Annotated in this window: 13 protein-coding genes; 6 read left to right on the forward strand and 7 right to left on the reverse strand. The window is 64.4% G+C overall.

The annotated features are described in order from the left end of the window. Positions 1-264: 264 nt before the first annotated feature. The 3 genes from ACFOSU_RS02495 to phaZ all read left to right on the forward strand — a co-directional run bounded on the left by ACFOSU_RS02495 (position 265) and on the right by phaZ (position 3,905). Complete coding sequence (locus ACFOSU_RS02495) at positions 265-1,992, forward strand: PHA/PHB synthase family protein (RefSeq protein ID WP_380686127.1); 1,728 nt, start codon at positions 265-267, stop codon at positions 1,990-1,992. Then, complete coding sequence (locus tag ACFOSU_RS02500; protein ID WP_380686129.1) at positions 1,976-2,824, forward strand: alpha/beta fold hydrolase; 849 nt, start codon at positions 1,976-1,978, stop codon at positions 2,822-2,824. The genes ACFOSU_RS02495 and ACFOSU_RS02500 overlap by 17 nt, the downstream gene beginning before the upstream one ends. A 115-nt stretch (positions 2,825-2,939) precedes the next feature. Then, the gene (phaZ, locus tag ACFOSU_RS02505; RefSeq protein WP_380686131.1) at positions 2,940-3,905 is read left to right on the forward strand and encodes a poly(3-hydroxyalkanoate) depolymerase; all 966 of its coding nucleotides are present in this window, start codon (positions 2,940-2,942) and stop codon (positions 3,903-3,905) included. Between the two features lie 145 nt (positions 3,906-4,050). Here phaZ and ACFOSU_RS02510 read toward each other — a convergent pair whose 3' ends face one another. The 3 genes from ACFOSU_RS02510 to rnt form a co-directional block, all read right to left on the reverse strand. Further along, positions 4,051-4,863 (reverse strand): lysophospholipid acyltransferase family protein, encoded by an 813-nt coding sequence (locus ACFOSU_RS02510; protein WP_380686133.1) that lies wholly within the window; start codon positions 4,861-4,863, stop codon positions 4,051-4,053. Then, on the reverse strand, positions 4,799-5,545 hold the full coding sequence (locus ACFOSU_RS02515) for a GNAT family N-acetyltransferase (RefSeq protein ID WP_380686135.1): 747 nt from the start codon (positions 5,543-5,545) through the stop codon (positions 4,799-4,801). The genes ACFOSU_RS02510 and ACFOSU_RS02515 overlap by 65 nt, the downstream gene beginning before the upstream one ends. Positions 5,546-5,721: 176 nt before the next feature. After that, a complete protein-coding gene (gene rnt, locus ACFOSU_RS02520; RefSeq protein ID WP_380686137.1) occupies positions 5,722-6,378 on the reverse strand; it encodes a ribonuclease T in 657 nt (218 codons plus the stop codon). Positions 6,379-6,670: 292 nt separating this feature from the next. On the opposite strand from rnt, the gene ACFOSU_RS02525 reads away from it, so the two are divergent. The 3 genes from ACFOSU_RS02525 to ACFOSU_RS02535 all read left to right on the forward strand — a co-directional run bounded on the left by ACFOSU_RS02525 (position 6,671) and on the right by ACFOSU_RS02535 (position 10,432). Further along, entirely contained in the window at positions 6,671-7,879 is a 1,209-nt protein-coding gene (locus ACFOSU_RS02525) for an argininosuccinate synthase (protein WP_380686139.1), read from the forward strand. A 159-nt stretch (positions 7,880-8,038) separates the two neighbouring features. Then, positions 8,039-9,328 (forward strand): MFS transporter, encoded by a 1,290-nt coding sequence (locus ACFOSU_RS02530; protein WP_380686141.1) that lies wholly within the window; start codon positions 8,039-8,041, stop codon positions 9,326-9,328. A 162-nt stretch (positions 9,329-9,490) separates the two neighbouring features. Then, positions 9,491-10,432 carry an FKBP-type peptidyl-prolyl cis-trans isomerase gene (locus tag ACFOSU_RS02535; RefSeq protein ID WP_380686144.1) on the forward strand — a complete coding sequence of 314 codons (942 nt, stop codon included), beginning with the start codon at positions 9,491-9,493 and terminating at the stop codon, positions 10,430-10,432. Between the two features lie 240 nt (positions 10,433-10,672). On the opposite strand, the gene ACFOSU_RS02540 is transcribed toward ACFOSU_RS02535, so the two are convergent. The 4 genes from ACFOSU_RS02540 to ACFOSU_RS02555 all read right to left on the reverse strand — a co-directional run bounded on the left by ACFOSU_RS02540 (position 10,673) and on the right by ACFOSU_RS02555 (position 15,771). Beyond that, positions 10,673-12,328 carry a phosphoenolpyruvate carboxykinase (ATP) gene (locus tag ACFOSU_RS02540; protein WP_380686145.1) on the reverse strand — a complete coding sequence of 552 codons (1,656 nt, stop codon included), beginning with the start codon at positions 12,326-12,328 and terminating at the stop codon, positions 10,673-10,675. Positions 12,329-12,543: 215 nt separating this feature from the next. Next, the gene (locus ACFOSU_RS02545; RefSeq protein ID WP_380686147.1) at positions 12,544-13,917 is read right to left on the reverse strand and encodes a hypothetical protein; all 1,374 of its coding nucleotides are present in this window, start codon (positions 13,915-13,917) and stop codon (positions 12,544-12,546) included. Continuing rightward, entirely contained in the window at positions 13,907-15,013 is a 1,107-nt protein-coding gene (locus ACFOSU_RS02550; protein WP_380686149.1) for a hypothetical protein, read from the reverse strand. Before ACFOSU_RS02550 ends, ACFOSU_RS02545 begins: the two co-directional genes overlap by 11 nt. A gap of 101 nt (positions 15,014-15,114) precedes the next feature. Continuing rightward, positions 15,115-15,771: a phosphoglycolate phosphatase gene (locus ACFOSU_RS02555; protein ID WP_380686152.1), complete on the reverse strand. Its 657-nt coding sequence runs from the start codon at positions 15,769-15,771 to the stop codon at positions 15,115-15,117. Positions 15,772-15,800: the final 29 nt, after the last annotated feature.

Raw genomic sequence — 15,800 nt, forward strand, 5'->3', positions numbered from 1 at the left:
CCATGCCGTACCGTTCGCCCCCGCTGAACGGATGCGCCGCCCCCGGCCGGGGGGCGGCGGACAGATCGGCGCGCCGCATGCGCGCTCGAATACGACCGCAGCCGTGTTCGAATCGCCGAAGCCTGATGTGATTTGCGCTTGTAAACCCTCTGGCGGCATTGTAACCATCGTGGCACGCCTTGGCGTGCGGCAGTGCGCAAAAACCGGTCGATAACGCCGGTATAGTGAGTCCATGACAATTCATACCACGATCCGACCCACCCCATGAGCGCAATCGCAACGCCGGCCCCGGACGTATCGGACCCCGCTTCGCCGCGCTCGCTGCGCGATCTCACCGGCGCCTATGCCTTCGTGGGATCGCGCTGGGGCGAAGCGCTGGTGTCGGGGCGCGAATTGCTCACCGTGCTGGCGTCGCATCCGCTGACCCTGGCCAGGGCGCAGGCCGCGCTCAGCCTTGAACTGGGCCGTATCGCCATCGGCCGCTCGACGCTGCGCGCGGCCCCGGACGATCGCCGCTTCACCGACCCCGCCTGGCAGGACAACCCCGCATTCCGGCGGGTGTTGCAGGGTTATCTGGCCTGGTCCAGTGCCTTGCTGGAACTGGTGCACTCATTGCGCATCGGCGCCGACCAGCGACGTCGTCTGCTGTTTGTGGCCGAGCATCTGGTGGCCGCCGGCGCGCCCAGCAACCTGTTTTTCACCCACCCGGGTTTCTACGAGCAGGCGGCAAGAACACACGGCGGCTCGATCGTTTCCGGGATACGCCATCTGCTCACGGACCTGCGCAGCAACCGCGGTCTGCCGCAGCAGGTCGATCGCTCGGCTTTCAAGATCGGACGCAATATCGCGGCGACCGAAGGGGCGGTGGTCTTTCGAACCGAAGTCTTCGAACTGATTCAGTACAGTCCGCGCACGGCCACGGTCGACTCGCAGCCGGTGCTGCTGTGTCCGCCCCAGATCAACAAGTACTACGTGCTCGACCTGTCGTCCGAAAAGAGTTTCGTGCGCCACGCGCTGGATGCCGGTCAGCAGGTGTTCACGATCTCCTGGCGCAACCCCACCGCGAGCAAGCGCGACTGGGATCTGGCGACCTACGTCCACGCCACCTGCAAGGCGCTCGACGTCGTGCGCGAGATCAACGGCGAGGTTCCGGTCAAGCTGTTGGGCGCCTGTGCCGGCGGCCTGACCGCCGCGGTCACGCTCGCCTACCTGGTCGCGCACGGTGAGGGCGACAAGGTGGCCTGTCTTTCGATGCTGGTCACCATGCTGGATTCACCGCGCGCCAAGCGCCTTGCGCGGGTCGCTGACGACACCGCGGTGGCGGCGGCGCTCGCACGCTCGCGTCTCGCCGGCGTGCTCGACGGCGCCGACATGGCCCGCACCTTCGCCTGGCTGCGCCCGAACGAACTCATCTGGCACTTCGTGACCAACAACTACGTACTCGGGCGCGAGCCGCCGGCCTTCGACGTGCTGTACTGGAACAGTGACACCACGCGTCTGCCGGCGGCCCTGCATGCCGATCTGCTCGGCATCTACCGGCACAACCGATTGCGGCACGGCGGCGGGCTGCAGATCGACGGCACCCCGATCGATATCGCCGCGATAGCACACGATGTATTCGTGGTCGCGGGCGCGCGCGACCACATCACGCCCTGGCAGGCCTGTTATCGGTCGATGCAGATGTTTCGTTCCAACATGCGCTTCGTGCTCGGTTCGGCCGGGCATGTGCAGTCGATACTTTGCCCCCCGGAAGAGGACAGCCCCGATCCCGGCGTGGATAACGGTGCGCGTTTCTATGTCAACGACGACTACTCGCTGGACCCCGCGGCCTGGCGGCGTGCCGCACGCGAGCAGCGCGGTTCGTGGTGGCCCGCCTGGGTGCGCTGGTGCCAGAGCCACGGCGGCGATGAGCGTCCGGCACCGACGGTATACGGCAATGAAGACTATGAACCGATCGAGGCCGCCCCGGGGCGTTATGTCCGGCAACGTTGAGACACGCGTGTTCGAGACCGTCGACATCGACGGCGAATCGCTGCGGGTATCGGTATCGCCCGGGCCGGGCACACCGCTGGTCATCTGCAACGATTTCGCCGCCAATCTCGATGTGCTGGACGATTTCGTGGTGGCGCTCGCACGCCCCACATTGTGCTTCGATCTGCCCGGCATCGGCGGCTCCGCCGACGCTGCCGCGATGCGGCGGATGCCCGCGCTGTCGCGTCTGCTGGCCAGCTTGCTCGAGGCGTTGTCCATGCCCCGGCGCGTGGATGTGATGGGCATTGGCTGGGGCGGGCTGCTGGCACAGCAGTTCGCACGCGACCATCGTGATCGGGTGCGCCGTCTCGTACTCACCGCGACCTCCAGCGGTCAGCTGATGTTTCCCGGTCGCCTGGCGAGTCTGTGGCGGCTGGCGCGTTCGGGCGGACTGGTGCGCGCCGCCCCCAGCGCCCAGGACGCGCGGATCCTGTTCGGCGGGCGCCGCAATGACGAATGCAACGCTATCGCCAACGGCTTGAGTCGTGCCATCCGACCGACGCGGCGCGGTCACGCCGGCCAGCTGTACGCGTTGACCGGCTACAGCAGTCTGCCGTGGCTGCATCGTCTGAACGTGCCGACGCTGGTCATGGCGGGCGATGACGACAATATCGTGCCGATGGTCAATGCGCGGGTGCTGGCCCTGCTGCTGCCGCTGGCACGTCTGGCCATCATCCGTGGCGGCGGTCACTGGTTCGTGCTGGAGCGGACCGACGAAGTGGTGCGTGTCCTGGAATCGTTTCTCGACGCGCGCGTCGCGATCACCGACGCGGATCAGGACAATACGCTTTAAGGATGCGTGTTAATGCTCTGTATCCATGGGGTTGGTGCGTTGCGGCAAAAGTAGTAGAGCGGCGTTTTTGGCTTTGCGGCATACTCGGGCGGGGAGAACGATTCGAGGGAGTACTGTGAGCGCAGAGCCAGCGGAGAAACGCGCGCCGCGGCGGTCCGTGCCGCCGAATCTGAGTGTCTTGCGTCGGCGCACCAAGATGCACGTCGAGTTCGTCGACGTGGACGGCGTCAGCCTGCGGGTAGGGACCCGACGTGGCCGCGGCCGGCCGATGTTGCTGTTCAACGGTATCGGCGCCAATCTGGACATGACGCTGCCCCTGATCAACGCGCTCGACGATGTGGAAGTCATCGTCTTCGATATGCCGGGCGCGGGCGAGTCGCCGGCGCTTGCACTGCCGCGGCGTTTTCGATCACTGGCCCGGTTGGCGGCGAAGCTGCTCGACCGTCTGGGCTACGACGAGCCGTTGAACGTCGCCGGCGTTTCCTGGGGTGGGGCACTGGCCCAGCAATTCGCCCTGGATTTTCCCGAGCGTACCAATCGGCTGGTGCTGGCCGCGACCTCGACCGGGATGCTGGCGCTGCCCGCGCGTTCCAACGTGTTCAAGCGCCTGACCACGGCGCGCCGTTATCAGAAGAATGAAACCCTGGCGCATCTGGCGCCTGCGCTCTACGGCGGGCTGATGCGTCGGCGTCCCGACCTGCTCGAGCGTCAGAGCCGCCATCCCGCCGGCTTATCGACTCGCGGCTATGTCAATCAATTGCTCGCGGGCGTGGGCTGGACCAGCGTGCATCGGCTCTATCGTCTGCGGTGTCCCACGCTGATCATGGGCGGCGACGATGATCCGGTCATGCCGTTGGTCAATATTCGTCTGCTCTACTGGCTGATTCCCAAATCCTATCTGCATATCGTGCGTGGCGGCGGGCATCTGTTTCTGCTGGTGCGGGCCAACGAAAGCGCGGCGGTGATCAAGCGTTTCATCAACGAGCGCCGCTACGACGGCACCGACGGACAGGATTACTACGCGGCTCGCAACCAGCCTGCCGACGGCGCGCTCAAACCTCTTCTGGCACAGGACAGCTGAGTCTTCCCGGGACTTCGGTAATCGGCGCGCGCGGCGGACCTGATTCCGACGACGCCATCTTTCGGGGTGATGAAGCCTGTGCCTGCCGTTTGGCGGCCGCGATCGGTCGGGCCTGTGTCAGCGAGCGCCAGCGATCTCGATTGCGTCAGCGCTTGTTCGTGTCGCGCCGTAGACGGGCTTTGGCTGCCGCCATCATCTGGCGGTGGCTGATCGCGTTATAGCTGGCCTCCGCCAGACTGCGACGGTCATAGCCGCGCGGGTCGATGGCGGCACAGATACGAATCTGCGCGCGTATGTTGTGAACCCGGAACAGATCGCGAAAATGCGGCCAGATCGGCGCCTCGTCGACCCAGGGCACCAGTGCGTGGTGCATGTCGGGCGGTGTGGTGTCGTCGCAATAGCGCAACGCGACCGGCATGACCGGATAGCCGCCGTCAATGGCCGCCGCGAACAGCCGGGCGTGGAAACGACGCGGCTGCGGATCGGTGGTCGTGGTGCCTTCCGGGAAGAACAGCACCGAGCGGCCGGCGTCGAGCACCGAGCGGATCTGTTCGGAGGTTTCGCCGGTTTTGCCGGCGCCGCGGGTGAGAAACAATGTCCCGGCCGCGCGCGCGAACGCGCCGACCAGCGGCCAGCCGCCGATCTCCGCCTTGGAGACGAACGAGGCATTGAAGGCATGGCCGAGCACGACGATATCCAGCCACGAACTGTGATTGGCCACGATCAGCGCCGGCCCGGTCAATGGCGCGCCGTCCATTTCCAGGGTGACGTTGAGCACCCGGAGCATGCGCCCATGCCACCAGCGCACCAGCTTCCAGGAGCGGGTGCCGATAAGCGGTACGATCGGCAGCAGAATCAGGCCGAGCAGAACCAGGCCGATCAGGCGCGCGGCTTTAACGCACAGTGACAGGCGGCCGATGAGCGGCCGGGCGGGGGCGGTGAAGGAAGTGTCGTGCATATCGCGGGCACAAGTTAGCGACTTGCAGATGCATGAACAAGTCCGCGACCCGGAATTCGGGGTCCCAGCAGGGCGCACCGCCCACCGTTGCGCCCAGCCGCAGGTAGGCCTTGAGCAACGGCGGGCGCGAGAATACGGGCGCTTGCGCGTCTTTTGCGGTATCTGCCGGTGGCAGCTCGCGCTTCGGCGTTACCCGGCAGTCGACCGGCGACAACTGTGTCTGCACCAACTGCGCGTACAGGAAATGCGCGCGTGCGCTGCCATCGCGCGCATCGATGCTGGCACAGCCGATCAGGTGCTCGAATCGGCCGCTGCGAACGAACGCGCCGATGCCGGACCACAGCGCGGCGATGACCGCCCCCTGGCGTGATTGCGGTGCCACACAGGTGCGTCCGATTTCGAGTGTGCGGCCGGGCTGATGGCGTATCGGCGCCATGTCGAATTCGGATTCCGAATAGAAACCACCGATACGCTGCGCGGTATCGCAGTCCAGCAGACGGGTGCTGGCGAGCAGCTCGCCGTCGACTGGGTCGATCACCAGCAGATGCTGACAGTGGCGATCGAAGTCATCCGTCTCGATCGCATCGGCGCAGGCGATATCGGCGCCCATTTCGTCCACGAAAACACGATGACGCAGGCGCAGACTGGCGCGGATATCGGCTGCGGATCGTGCGAGTCGCACCTGCGGTATCCGACCGGGTGAGGCGGCTTGAACAACACGTGCGGCGACAGCCATGGCATGACCTCTCGTGAAGGTGAGTCATGCGCAGGCTAGGCGGCTCAAATTGAGAAACGATGACGTTCCGGTGACCGCTGGATGACCGTCGGCGTCGCGCCAGGCGGCTACGTGCCCTGATCCTAACTCTGTGGTTCAGGCGGTACCGCTTCGTAGACCGGCCGGAAACGATTGACGATGGTGCAGAACAGGCGTGCGGTCTGTTCGGTGTCGTAACGGGCCGAATGCGCGGCGTCGTTGTCCCAGTCCATGCCGGCGGCGGTAGCCGCGCGCCGAAGCACGGTCTGGCCGAAAGCCACGCCGCCCAGGGTGGCGGTATCGAAGCAGGAGAACGGGTGAAACGGGCTGCGCTTGATGCCGGTGCGGGCAATGGCCGCATTGAGAAAGCCCAGATCGAAATGTGCGTTGTGGCCGACCAGCACGGCGCGCTTGCAGCCGGTGTCTTTCACCGTGGCACGAACCATCTTGAAGATGCGCGACAGCGCGTCATGTTCGGATATCGCCGGGCGCAGCGGGTGGTGGGGATCGATACCGTTGACCTCCAGCGACGCCGGTTCCATGTTGGCGCCTTCGAACGGTTTCACGTGATAGGCGATCGACTCGCGGATTTCGAGATCCCCGGTGTCGTCGAAATCCACGGTCACGGCCGCGATTTCCAGCAGCGCGTCGGTAGCGCTGTTGAAGCCGCCGGTCTCCACGTCGATCACCACCGGCAGGAAGCCGCGAAAACGGTTGGCGAGCGCGGCCGGTGCATCTTGCGGGGTATCAGTATCTGTCATGGATATTTGTCATCGCGCGCGATGCAACTCTTGGAATAACGGTCGGATTCGGCCCGTGCCCGCGTTGGCCCGTCGATACGGGGCGCGGCGAGGCGATGCCCCATGCTACACGAGGGGTTGGCTGTGCCCCATGCCGGTTACCCGCCGGGCACGTCTGTATGCCGGCTTCGCATCACCGTACCGGGCGATGGCCGTGGGCGAGCCGGCGGGGCGGTGCGTATAATGCGCCGGCAGTGATTATTCACGCGCGCCTTCACGCGCGCGACACGGGACAAGGGATACGACGAAGATCATGAGCGACGTCAAGAAAGTAGTGCTGGCTTACTCCGGTGGCCTCGATACCTCGGTCATCCTCAAATGGCTGCAGGATACCTACGGCTGCGAGGTGGTGACGTTCACCGCCGATATCGGCCAGGGCGAGGAACTCGACGCCGTGCGACCGAAGGCCGAAGCGCTGGGCGTGAAAGAAGTCTTCATCGACGATCTGCGCGAGGAGTTCGCGCGTGATTTCGTCTACCCGATGTTCCGCGCCAACGCCATCTACGAAGGCGAGTATCTGCTCGGTACCTCGATCGCACGCCCGCTGATCTCCAAGCGCCTGGTCGAGATCGCCCGCGAGACCGGAGCCGATGCCATCGCCCATGGCGCCACCGGCAAGGGCAACGATCAGGTGCGCTTCGAACTGTCGGCCTATGCGCTGATGCCCGGCATCAAGGTGATCGCGCCGTGGCGTGAGTGGGACCTGAACTCGCGCGAAAAGCTGCTCGCTTATGCCGAAGAGAACGGCATCGATATCCGCAAGAAGGCGGACGGTGGCTCGCCATATTCGACCGACGCCAATGCCCTGCATATCTCCTATGAAGGCGGCGTGCTGGAAGATCCGTGGACCCCGGCCGAGGATTCCATGTGGGAATGGACCGTGTCGCCCGAGGACGCGCCGGATGCGCCGCAGGAAATCGACCTGACCTTCGAGCGCGGCGATATCGTGGCCATCGACGGCGAGAAGCTGTCGCCCTATCAGGTGCTCGCGAAGCTCAACACGCTGGCCGGCGCCCACGGCATTGGCCGTATCGATATCGTCGAGAACCGCTATGTGGGCATGAAATCGCGTGGCTGCTATGAGACACCCGGCGGCACGGTCATGCTACGTGCCCATCGCGCGATCGAGTCGATCACCCTGGATCGGGAAGCGGCGCATCTGAAGGACGAGTTGATGCCGCGCTACGCCAAGCTCATCTATAACGGCTACTGGTTCGCGCCCGAGCGCGAGATGATGCAGGCGGCCATCGACAAATCGCAGGCGCACGTCAACGGCACCGTGCGGGTCAAGCTCTACAAGGGCAGCGTGAGCGTGGTTGGCCGCTCGTCTGAGCAGGATAGCCTGTTCGACGCGGCGATCGCGACCTTCGAGGACGATCGCGGTGCCTACGATCAGAAGGACGCGGCCGGCTTCATTCGCCTGAACGCCCTGCGTCTGCGTCTGGGGCATCGCCAGCGCTGATCGCCGAGTAGGGGGCGGTGGCGGGCGTATGGATCGTCCGCTGCCGTTCACGGCGCGAGTGACCATATTGCGCGTGGCACCGCCTTCCGCGCCAATGCGCTTGTCGCTACAATGCGCGCCTTCGCCGGATGGGTTCCGGTTCGGCCTGGAAGACACGGCATGGGGCAGGTGGTTGTATCGCTGGCGGCGATGTTCGCCAGTCTGGCGTTGTTCATCGCAGGTACCGCGCTGCTGACCACGGTGCTGGCGGTACAGCTGGCCCACGAAGGTTTTTCCTCGACCCAGGTCGGCCTGGTGCTGGTCTGTCATTCGATCGGTTTCGTGCTCGGGTCGCGGTTCGCGACGCGCCTGATTCGGCGTATCGGTCAGGTACGTTCATTTGCCGCGTTCGCGGCGATCGGCTGTGCGGCAGCGCTGCTGCACCCGATGTTCATCGATGGCTGGCTGTGGGCGGTGTTGCGCGGCCTCGTGGGGTTCTGCGCGGCCGGCCTGATCATGGTGCTGGAAGGCTGGATCTCGGCGCGCGCGACCAACGCGAGCCGCGGCGCGCTGCTGGGCATCTATCAGGTGGTGTTCTTCTTCGCCGCGGCCATGGGCCAGTATCTGGTCTCGCTGGGCGCTACCGACGACTATCGAATCTACAGCGTGGTGGCGATCCTGATCGTGCTGTCGCTCATCCCGCTGGTCATGACCCGGTCCGAGGCGCCGGTCATGAGCATGGCGGGGCGGCTGGGCTTCGCCCAGCTCTACGCGTTGTCGCCGTCGGGCCTGTTCGGTGGTGTTGTGGGCGGCGTGGTCGTGTCCTGTTTTCTGTCGCTGGGGCCCGTATACGCCAGCGAGAACGGCATGACGCTGGAAGGCGTGTCTTATTACATGACCTTTGCGGTGATCGCGACCATGGCGCTGCAGTGGCCGGTGGGGCGCCTGTCGGATATGTTCGACAGGCGATGGGTGGTCGCCGCGATCAGCCTGGTGGCGACCGTCGCCGGGGTCGTGGCCGCATGGCTGGGCGCGACCCAGGTCTGGGTACTGTATGCCGCGACCGCGCCGTTGTTTGGCCTGGCAGGCTGTCTCTATCCGGTCAGTCTGTCGATGATCAACGACCATATGGAAGAGGGCGACCCGGTGGGTGCGAGCGCGGGCCTGCTACTGGCCTATGGCCTGGGTACCTGCATCGGCCCGGTAGCAGGCGCGCTGACCATGCAGCAGCTCGGCCCCGCGGGGCTGTTCGTGTTCATGGGCGGGTTGTTCGCGGCCTATACGTTGCTCGTGCTCTGGCGCTGCGCGACCACACCGACGCTGCCGGTGGATCAGCAGGTTCGATTCGTGGGTATCGTGGCTTCGCAGACCGGCCCGACCATCCTGGAACTCGATCCACGTACCGACCCCTACGACGAGTCCTATCTCGATCCGGAGACCGTCACCGACGACAATGGCCAACAGCGCTGATCGAGCACTCGCCGGCGTCGATGCGGTGCCTTGCCGTTCGGCGCTCAAGGGCCGGCGCGAGTGGCGATCAATACAGGCTTTGCGCTGATTCAATCCCTGCTTTTTCTCCTATCGGCTTTCGCGTAGTCTTGCGGGTTCCAAGATTGGACACGGATGATTTCAATGAAAAGATATATGGCTTTGCTGGCGTGCCTGTTCGCACTGAGTGCGTGCGGTAATCAGTCCGACGACAATGCGTCGGCGGATGCCCAGGCGGCGAACGGTGACGACAGCAGCGCGATGGCCGATAACGGTCAGAGCAACAACGGCGACGCGAAGGCGGACGCCGCGGACGCCGCGGGCGACAACGGCGACTTCGCCAGCGACGCCGAAAAGCGCAGCTATGCGCTGGGCATGGACATCGGCAATTCCCTCAAGGAGCTGCCGGTCGATATCAACATGGATTCGCTCACCCAGGGCGTACGTGATGTTGTCGACGGTGGCGATACCAAGCTCACGCAGGACGAACTCGATGGCGTGATGCAGGGCTTCGTGCAGGACATGGAAGCCGCGCAGAAGGAAAAGGCGCAGAAGCAGGCCCAGACCAATCAGCAGAAGGGCGAGAAGTTCCTGGCCGATAACAAGGACAAGGACGGCGTCAAGACCACCGACAGTGGCCTGCAGTACAAGGTCCTCGAGGAAGGCGACGGCCCGACGCCGGGCGCCAAGGACAGCGTGACCGTGCATTACACCGGCAAGCTGATCGACGGTACCGTCTTCGACAGCTCGCGCAAGCGTGGCGAACCGGTCACCTTCCCCGTCGATGCCGTGATTCCCGGCTGGACGGAAGCACTGCAGCTGATGAAGCAGGGCGCCAAGTACGAGCTCTATATTCCGGCCGACCTCGCCTACGGCGAACGCGGTGCCGGCGCCCAGATCGGCCCGAATGAAACGCTGATCTTCGACGTCGAACTGCTCAAGGTCGCCAAGAAGGGCGACAAGGCCAAGGCGGACGACCAGGGCGCCTCGGCCGATTCGCAGAGCGGCCAGGCCGAAGACGAGGGTCAGGACAAAGGCCAGGACGCCATGCAGGGTCAGAGCGACGAGGGCGACAGCAGCAACTGATCGCACGCGACGCGGCTCTTCGGCTGCCATGAGTTGAAAAGCCGCCGGCCATCGGGTCGGCGGCTTTTTCATGGGCGTCGTTTGCCGCTCGTGCGTGGTAATGCCGAGGGAACGTGGCGCGTGATCCGGTTCCAGAGGCGGGTCGGGGGCATAAAAAACGGGCAGTGGCTGGGCCGGCTGCCCGTGTCGCGTGCCGTGCGTTGGTCAACGAACGGTTACGCTGGTATTGCGTCGTTGGCGCTACATCACCGCTTCGATGCCGAGGGCGTCGAAGTTCTTGGTCTTGTAGTTGTCACGGAACATGTCGCGCAGTTTCTCGGCCTGCTTGTCGTAGGCGCTGGCGTCGTGCCAGGTGTTGCGCGGATTGAGTATCTCGCTCGGCACGCCCGGGCAGGCGGTGGGCATGGCCAGGTTGAATACCGGATGGTTTTCGTAGTCGACCTTGTCGGCGTCCAGGTCGCCGTTCAGGGCGGCGTTGAGCAGGGCGCGCGTGTGCTTGATGGATATCCGTTTGCCAATGCCGTGCGGGCCGCCGGACCAGCCGGTATTGAGCAGAATGCAGCGCGCCTTGTGGGTCTTCATCTTGCGCGCCAGGATTTCCGCATACACCGATGGCTTCTGGGCCATGAAGGGAGACCCGAAACAGGCCGAGAACGCGGCCTTGGGTTCGGTCACACCGACCTCGGTGCCGGCCAGCTTGGCGGTGAAGCCGGACACGAAGTGATACATCACGTCCTTGGCGTCGAGTACCGATACCGGCGGCAGCACGCCGAAGGCATCCGCAGTCAACAGCACGATGGTTTCCGGATGCGGTCCGCGCGCGCCTTCAGCAACGTTGGGATTGGCCGACAGCGGGTAGGAAAGACGGGTGTTCTCGGTGATCGAGTCGTCGGTCAGATCCAGATCCTGGGGATCGGTCTCGCTCATCGGTTTGCCCGGTAGCGGCGGGACGTTCTCGATCACGCAGCCGGGGGTGGACAGCGCGGCGGCGATCACCGGCTCGGCGTCCTTGTCCAGATCGATCAGCTTGGCGTAGCAGCCGCCCTCGAAGTTGGATACGCCGTCGGCGGTCCAGGCGTGCTCGTCGTCGCCGATCAGCTCACGGTCCGGGTCGGCCGAGAGCGTGGTCTTGCCGGTGCCGGACAGGCCGAACAGAATGGCGCCGTCGCCCTGCGAGCCGACATTGGCCGAGCAGTGCATCGGCAGCTCGCCGATTTCGGGCAGCAGGTAGTTCATGACCGTGAACATGGTCTTCTTGACCACGCCACAGTAGTCCGCGCGCCCCAGCACCAGGCCGATGCGGTTGCGGATATCGACGATCACCGCGCGCTGGGACTTGGTGCCGTCGCGTTCCGGGTCGCAGTGGAAGCTGGGCACGTTGAGCAGCGTCCAGCGTTTGTCGTCCGGATTGTCGACCTCGATCTGTTCCACGAACATGTTGGTCGCGAACAGCGCGTGGGTCGCGAATTCGCCTACAAAGCGATAGGGCACGGCATAGGCCGGATCCCAGCCGCAGTAGACATCCTGAACATACAGATGCTGGCCGCGTTCGTTGAGATGGGCCGCGACGCGTTCGAGCAGCGGCTCGAAATGATCGGGGTCGAACTTCTGGAAATCGGATTTCCACCAGACCTTGTCTTCGATCTCGGGCCAGGCGACGGCGAAGGTGTCCTGGACCGGGCGGCCGGTGCAACTGGGGTCCGAGTAATAGACCAGCGGGCCTTCGTTACCCAGCGCCGTAGCGTAGGCCTTGGGCTCGTCGTCCGGCCCATCGGCGCGGATGCGGCCTCGATCGTTGGCGAGTGCCTCGTCAAATAACTGATTTTTGGTCAGATTATGACGATATTCCAGGCCCTCGAGGCCCAGCGTGTTGGTCAACTCGGCATTCAGAGTCATGAGGCAGTCGTCCAGAGCAGGCGGGCCACGCCGGGCCAGCAAAACGCGCAGATTACCGATTCGTCATAAGCGTGGCAACTTGCCGGTGAGCGCGGGCTGTCGAGGTCATCGTACGGCAGGGTCGCGGCTGTGCGGATCATTTCCGGCCCGGAAATTCGGTGGCAATGTGCGCCGGCATCACGCGCATCCGTCTGCGCTGTCGCACCGTCGTGGCCTCATGAGCCAGGTTTGCGCCGGGTGAGGCCCGCGTTCTGTTTCGGTGCGTCGTCATCCTGCTCGAACTGGTTGGGCACGCGTACGATCAGGGTGCCGTCGCGATCGGAGCGAATCGTGCCGGCCGCGCTCTGGGCGCGGTAGTGGTAGAGATGAAAATCCAGCGGCGCATCGCTGTCGCTGAGCAACTCGAGGTGCGCATTCACCAGCAGCGTCGAGAAGAAACGCGCGTCCCCCGACTGTAGCCAGATATAACTGTCGGCCGGGTGCGGCGGGTCGGTGAAGCCGGCGTCGCTGGTGTCGCTGGCGAAAGTCAGGGTGAGCCCGTCGTCGTCGAGGCTGGCCTTGCTGATCCGGTCGATGATCAGTCGCGGCGGCGGGAAAAGGGTTTCCGGATTCATCAGCAGCTGGTCGCCTTCGAGCTTGACGCCGGGCCGGTCGAACGGGGTGACCGTCGACAGCGACATCTGGGCGGCGTCGAGCAAAGGTTTTACCGGCAGCCCGAGTTGTTTGACGGTGCTCGGGGTATAAACAAGCCAGTTGTCTTTACCGACCTTGACCGGCCCGCTCAGCGTCGTCGGAATACCCCCCACCGGCGGAATGAACTTGAACAGCCGTGCACCCACGGTCACTTCCAGCGTGTCCTTGCGGGTGTGGTTCTCCACCGAGGCCAGGGCGCGCGGCTCGTAGGTCAGAATATAGTTGTTGAACAGCGCGTCCAGATCCTGCGGGCGGATCAGCACCTCGCCGGAGAGAATATGAATCCGGTACTGCTCGGGGTCGTCGAAATCGACCGGTTCGCCTTTGTTGACCGGCACCAACGCGGCCTTGAGATGCTTGACGTGATAGCCGACGCCGTCGGCGAGATAGAAGTTCACGTTCTCGGCGGACAGCGCAACCGAGTTGATACCGGAATCGCGGGCGCTGGCCTTGCCGGCGTTTGCAGCCAGGCCCGATGGCACTGTGCGCTTGTTCCAGATGTTACTGAGCTGGTCGTACTGCCGGGTCTTTTCGCGTAGCAGCGATGGCACGATGCGATCCTGTGGATCGAGCTGATTGCCGGGCCCGGGCTGACTCCCCTGACCTGCCTTCATGTTTTCACCGTCCGGATCGGTATCGGCGGAGGCGTCGGCGGCCTGTGGCCAGGCCGAGTCGCTCGATGCGTCCTCCTTTTCGTCGTCTTCGTCGGCGTCGTGTCTGGCACCGGGCTGGGCCGAATCCATGCCGGCGCCCAGGGTTTCGCGCATCTGGCCCTGGGCCAGCGCGGTGGCCGGTAGCGCGAGGCTCATGCTCAGGCACAGGGCCATGCCGATCAGACGTGCCGAAAGACGGGGGCCGTGTGCATGCGGGGCGGTGGCGGGGCAATCAGGATGCATCGCCGTTCTCCGGTTTGGCCGGTGGCAGATAATCGGCGGGCTGGTAGGGGCCGAGATAAGCCACGAGTTCGCCGGCCGGCGTGGCGTCGAAAAAACCGTCCAGGATCTGGGCGCGGTAGTTGTACAGCGATGTATCGAGCTTGCCTCCGCCTCTGGCGATCAGCTGCATGCGCGCGTCGGTGATCAGTGCTCGAAAGGTCTTGATGTCGCCGCCCTGAATCAGCACGTAGCTGTCGGATTCGACGATCGGATCGGGAAACGCCGGATTGAACTGACTGCTGAAATCGAGATGCACCCCGGCGTCGTCGATACGCATGCGGGCGATATGCACGTCCTGGGTCGGCGGTGGCAGCGAATGGTTGAGATCGAGCACCACGTTATTGCCTTCGAGCTGGGCGCCCTGGGTATCGATCTGGAGCAGTTTCGACAGCTGCAGATTGATCGCACTGAGCAGGCCTTTCGCCTCGATCTTGGCGACCTTGATCTTGTCCGGCGCGTAGACGAACAAGTGCCCTTGTTCCACATGCACGCTGCCTTCCATATGAAAGGGTAGCCACACTCCGGGGATCTTGGACGATTCGCCGTCGACGACCAGACGGTTCGGCTGGGTGGACACCTTGATGTTGCGCATCTGGGTGTCGGGATAGTCGGTCAGATACTGGTTGAACAGAGCCGTGAGCGCCGAGGCCGGCATGATCACCGAGCCGTGCAGCGGCTGGAACACGAAAGACGTCGGGTCGTCCAGGGTGACCGGACGCGGCGGATCGGTGGGCACCAGCAGCGCCGACAGCTGCTCGGTATCGAAGCCGATATCGCCGGCGATTCGAAAGAAGGTGTTCTTGATGAACAGTCCGACCGCGCCGCGGCCGCTGTCACGCAGCGTCGGCTGTTCCTTGCGTGGGTTGAATGGCCCGGCAAATTTATCGTGGGCGGCCGCCAGTTCCTCCAGCGACTGCAGCTGGGCAGCCTTGGCGGTGGTCATCGGCGGCGGCGACTGATCCAGCCCCTGGGCCATGCGCATGCCGACCAGCGCGATCACGATCAGCAGGACGACGCCCGCGCCCATCCATAGAACTTTCTTCTTTCTGGCCGCCATGGACGCTCTCCGGGACGTCGGCATTTTCAGACATCGTCACCCAGCGCCGCTAAAATGACAATGTTTCTTTTTAGTTTTGTGCCGTCGGGAAGCTGCTGGATTTACAGCAGTTCGGCCAGGCTGTCGACGATATGGTCGGGTCCACTGTCGCTGATCGGGTCGCCGTGATTGTAGCCATAGGTGACGGCCAGGGTACGGAACCCGGCGGCCTTGCCCGCCTGCACGTCGTGCCGCGAGTCGCCGATCATCAGGCCGGCGCCGGGCGCTATATCACCCTGGCGTGCCGCATACAGAAGCGGCGCGGGATCGGGCTTTTTTTGGGTCAGGCTGTCGCCGCCCAGGGTCAGCGAAAAGAAGCCGTTCAGGTCGAGGGCATCGAGAATCGGCGGTAGAAAAGCGATCGGCTTGTTGGTCACCAGCATCAGATCGTATGCCTGGTCGCGCAGCGATTCGAGGCACTCGCGCACGCCGTCATAGAGCACCGTATCCGTGCACGGCGCGGCGGCATAGTGGCGCAGGAACGCCTCGTGTGCCTCATCGGTATCGACCCCGTCGGCCGCGGCGTTTGCCAGCGCGCGTTCGACCAGCTTGTGGCTGCCGTTGCCGACCCAGTGTCGCACCGAGTCCAGGCCGGCTGGCTCGAGCCCGTAGTCGGCCAGCGTCTTGGCGACCGCCGTGGTGAGATCGGGAGCCGAGTCGATCAGGGTGCCGTCGAGGTCGAACACCACCAGGGCGATATCGTCGAGCGCCTTATGCATACGTTGTTCCTTGTTATTTATTATCAGGC

The organism is Salinisphaera aquimarina, assembly GCF_042643355.1.
Classification (GTDB): domain Bacteria; phylum Pseudomonadota; class Gammaproteobacteria; order Nevskiales; family Salinisphaeraceae; genus Salinisphaera; species Salinisphaera aquimarina.

What these genes read in the sequence shown, in the direction of transcription:
- rnt (WP_380686137.1), bottom strand. Translation starts at nt 6,378, where the DNA reads ATGACAGATACTGATACCCCGCAAGATGCACCGGCCGCGCTCGCCAAC.
- ACFOSU_RS02545 (WP_380686147.1), bottom strand. Translation starts at nt 13,917, where the DNA reads ATGCATCCTGATTGCCCCGCCACCGCCCCGCATGCACACGGCCCCCGT.
- ACFOSU_RS02525 (WP_380686139.1), top strand. Translation starts at nt 6,671, where the DNA reads ATGAGCGACGTCAAGAAAGTAGTGCTGGCTTACTCCGGTGGCCTCGAT.
- ACFOSU_RS02500 (WP_380686129.1), top strand. Translation starts at nt 1,976, where the DNA reads ATGTCCGGCAACGTTGAGACACGCGTGTTCGAGACCGTCGACATCGAC.
- ACFOSU_RS02540 (WP_380686145.1), bottom strand. Translation starts at nt 12,328, where the DNA reads ATGACTCTGAATGCCGAGTTGACCAACACGCTGGGCCTCGAGGGCCTG.
- ACFOSU_RS02510 (WP_380686133.1), bottom strand. Translation starts at nt 4,863, where the DNA reads ATGCACGACACTTCCTTCACCGCCCCCGCCCGGCCGCTCATCGGCCGC.
- ACFOSU_RS02550 (WP_380686149.1), bottom strand. Translation starts at nt 15,013, where the DNA reads ATGGCGGCCAGAAAGAAGAAAGTTCTATGGATGGGCGCGGGCGTCGTC.
- ACFOSU_RS02530 (WP_380686141.1), top strand. Translation starts at nt 8,039, where the DNA reads ATGGGGCAGGTGGTTGTATCGCTGGCGGCGATGTTCGCCAGTCTGGCG.
- ACFOSU_RS02495 (WP_380686127.1), top strand. Translation starts at nt 265, where the DNA reads ATGAGCGCAATCGCAACGCCGGCCCCGGACGTATCGGACCCCGCTTCG.
- ACFOSU_RS02555 (WP_380686152.1), bottom strand. Translation starts at nt 15,771, where the DNA reads ATGCATAAGGCGCTCGACGATATCGCCCTGGTGGTGTTCGACCTCGAC.
- ACFOSU_RS02535 (WP_380686144.1), top strand. Translation starts at nt 9,491, where the DNA reads ATGAAAAGATATATGGCTTTGCTGGCGTGCCTGTTCGCACTGAGTGCG.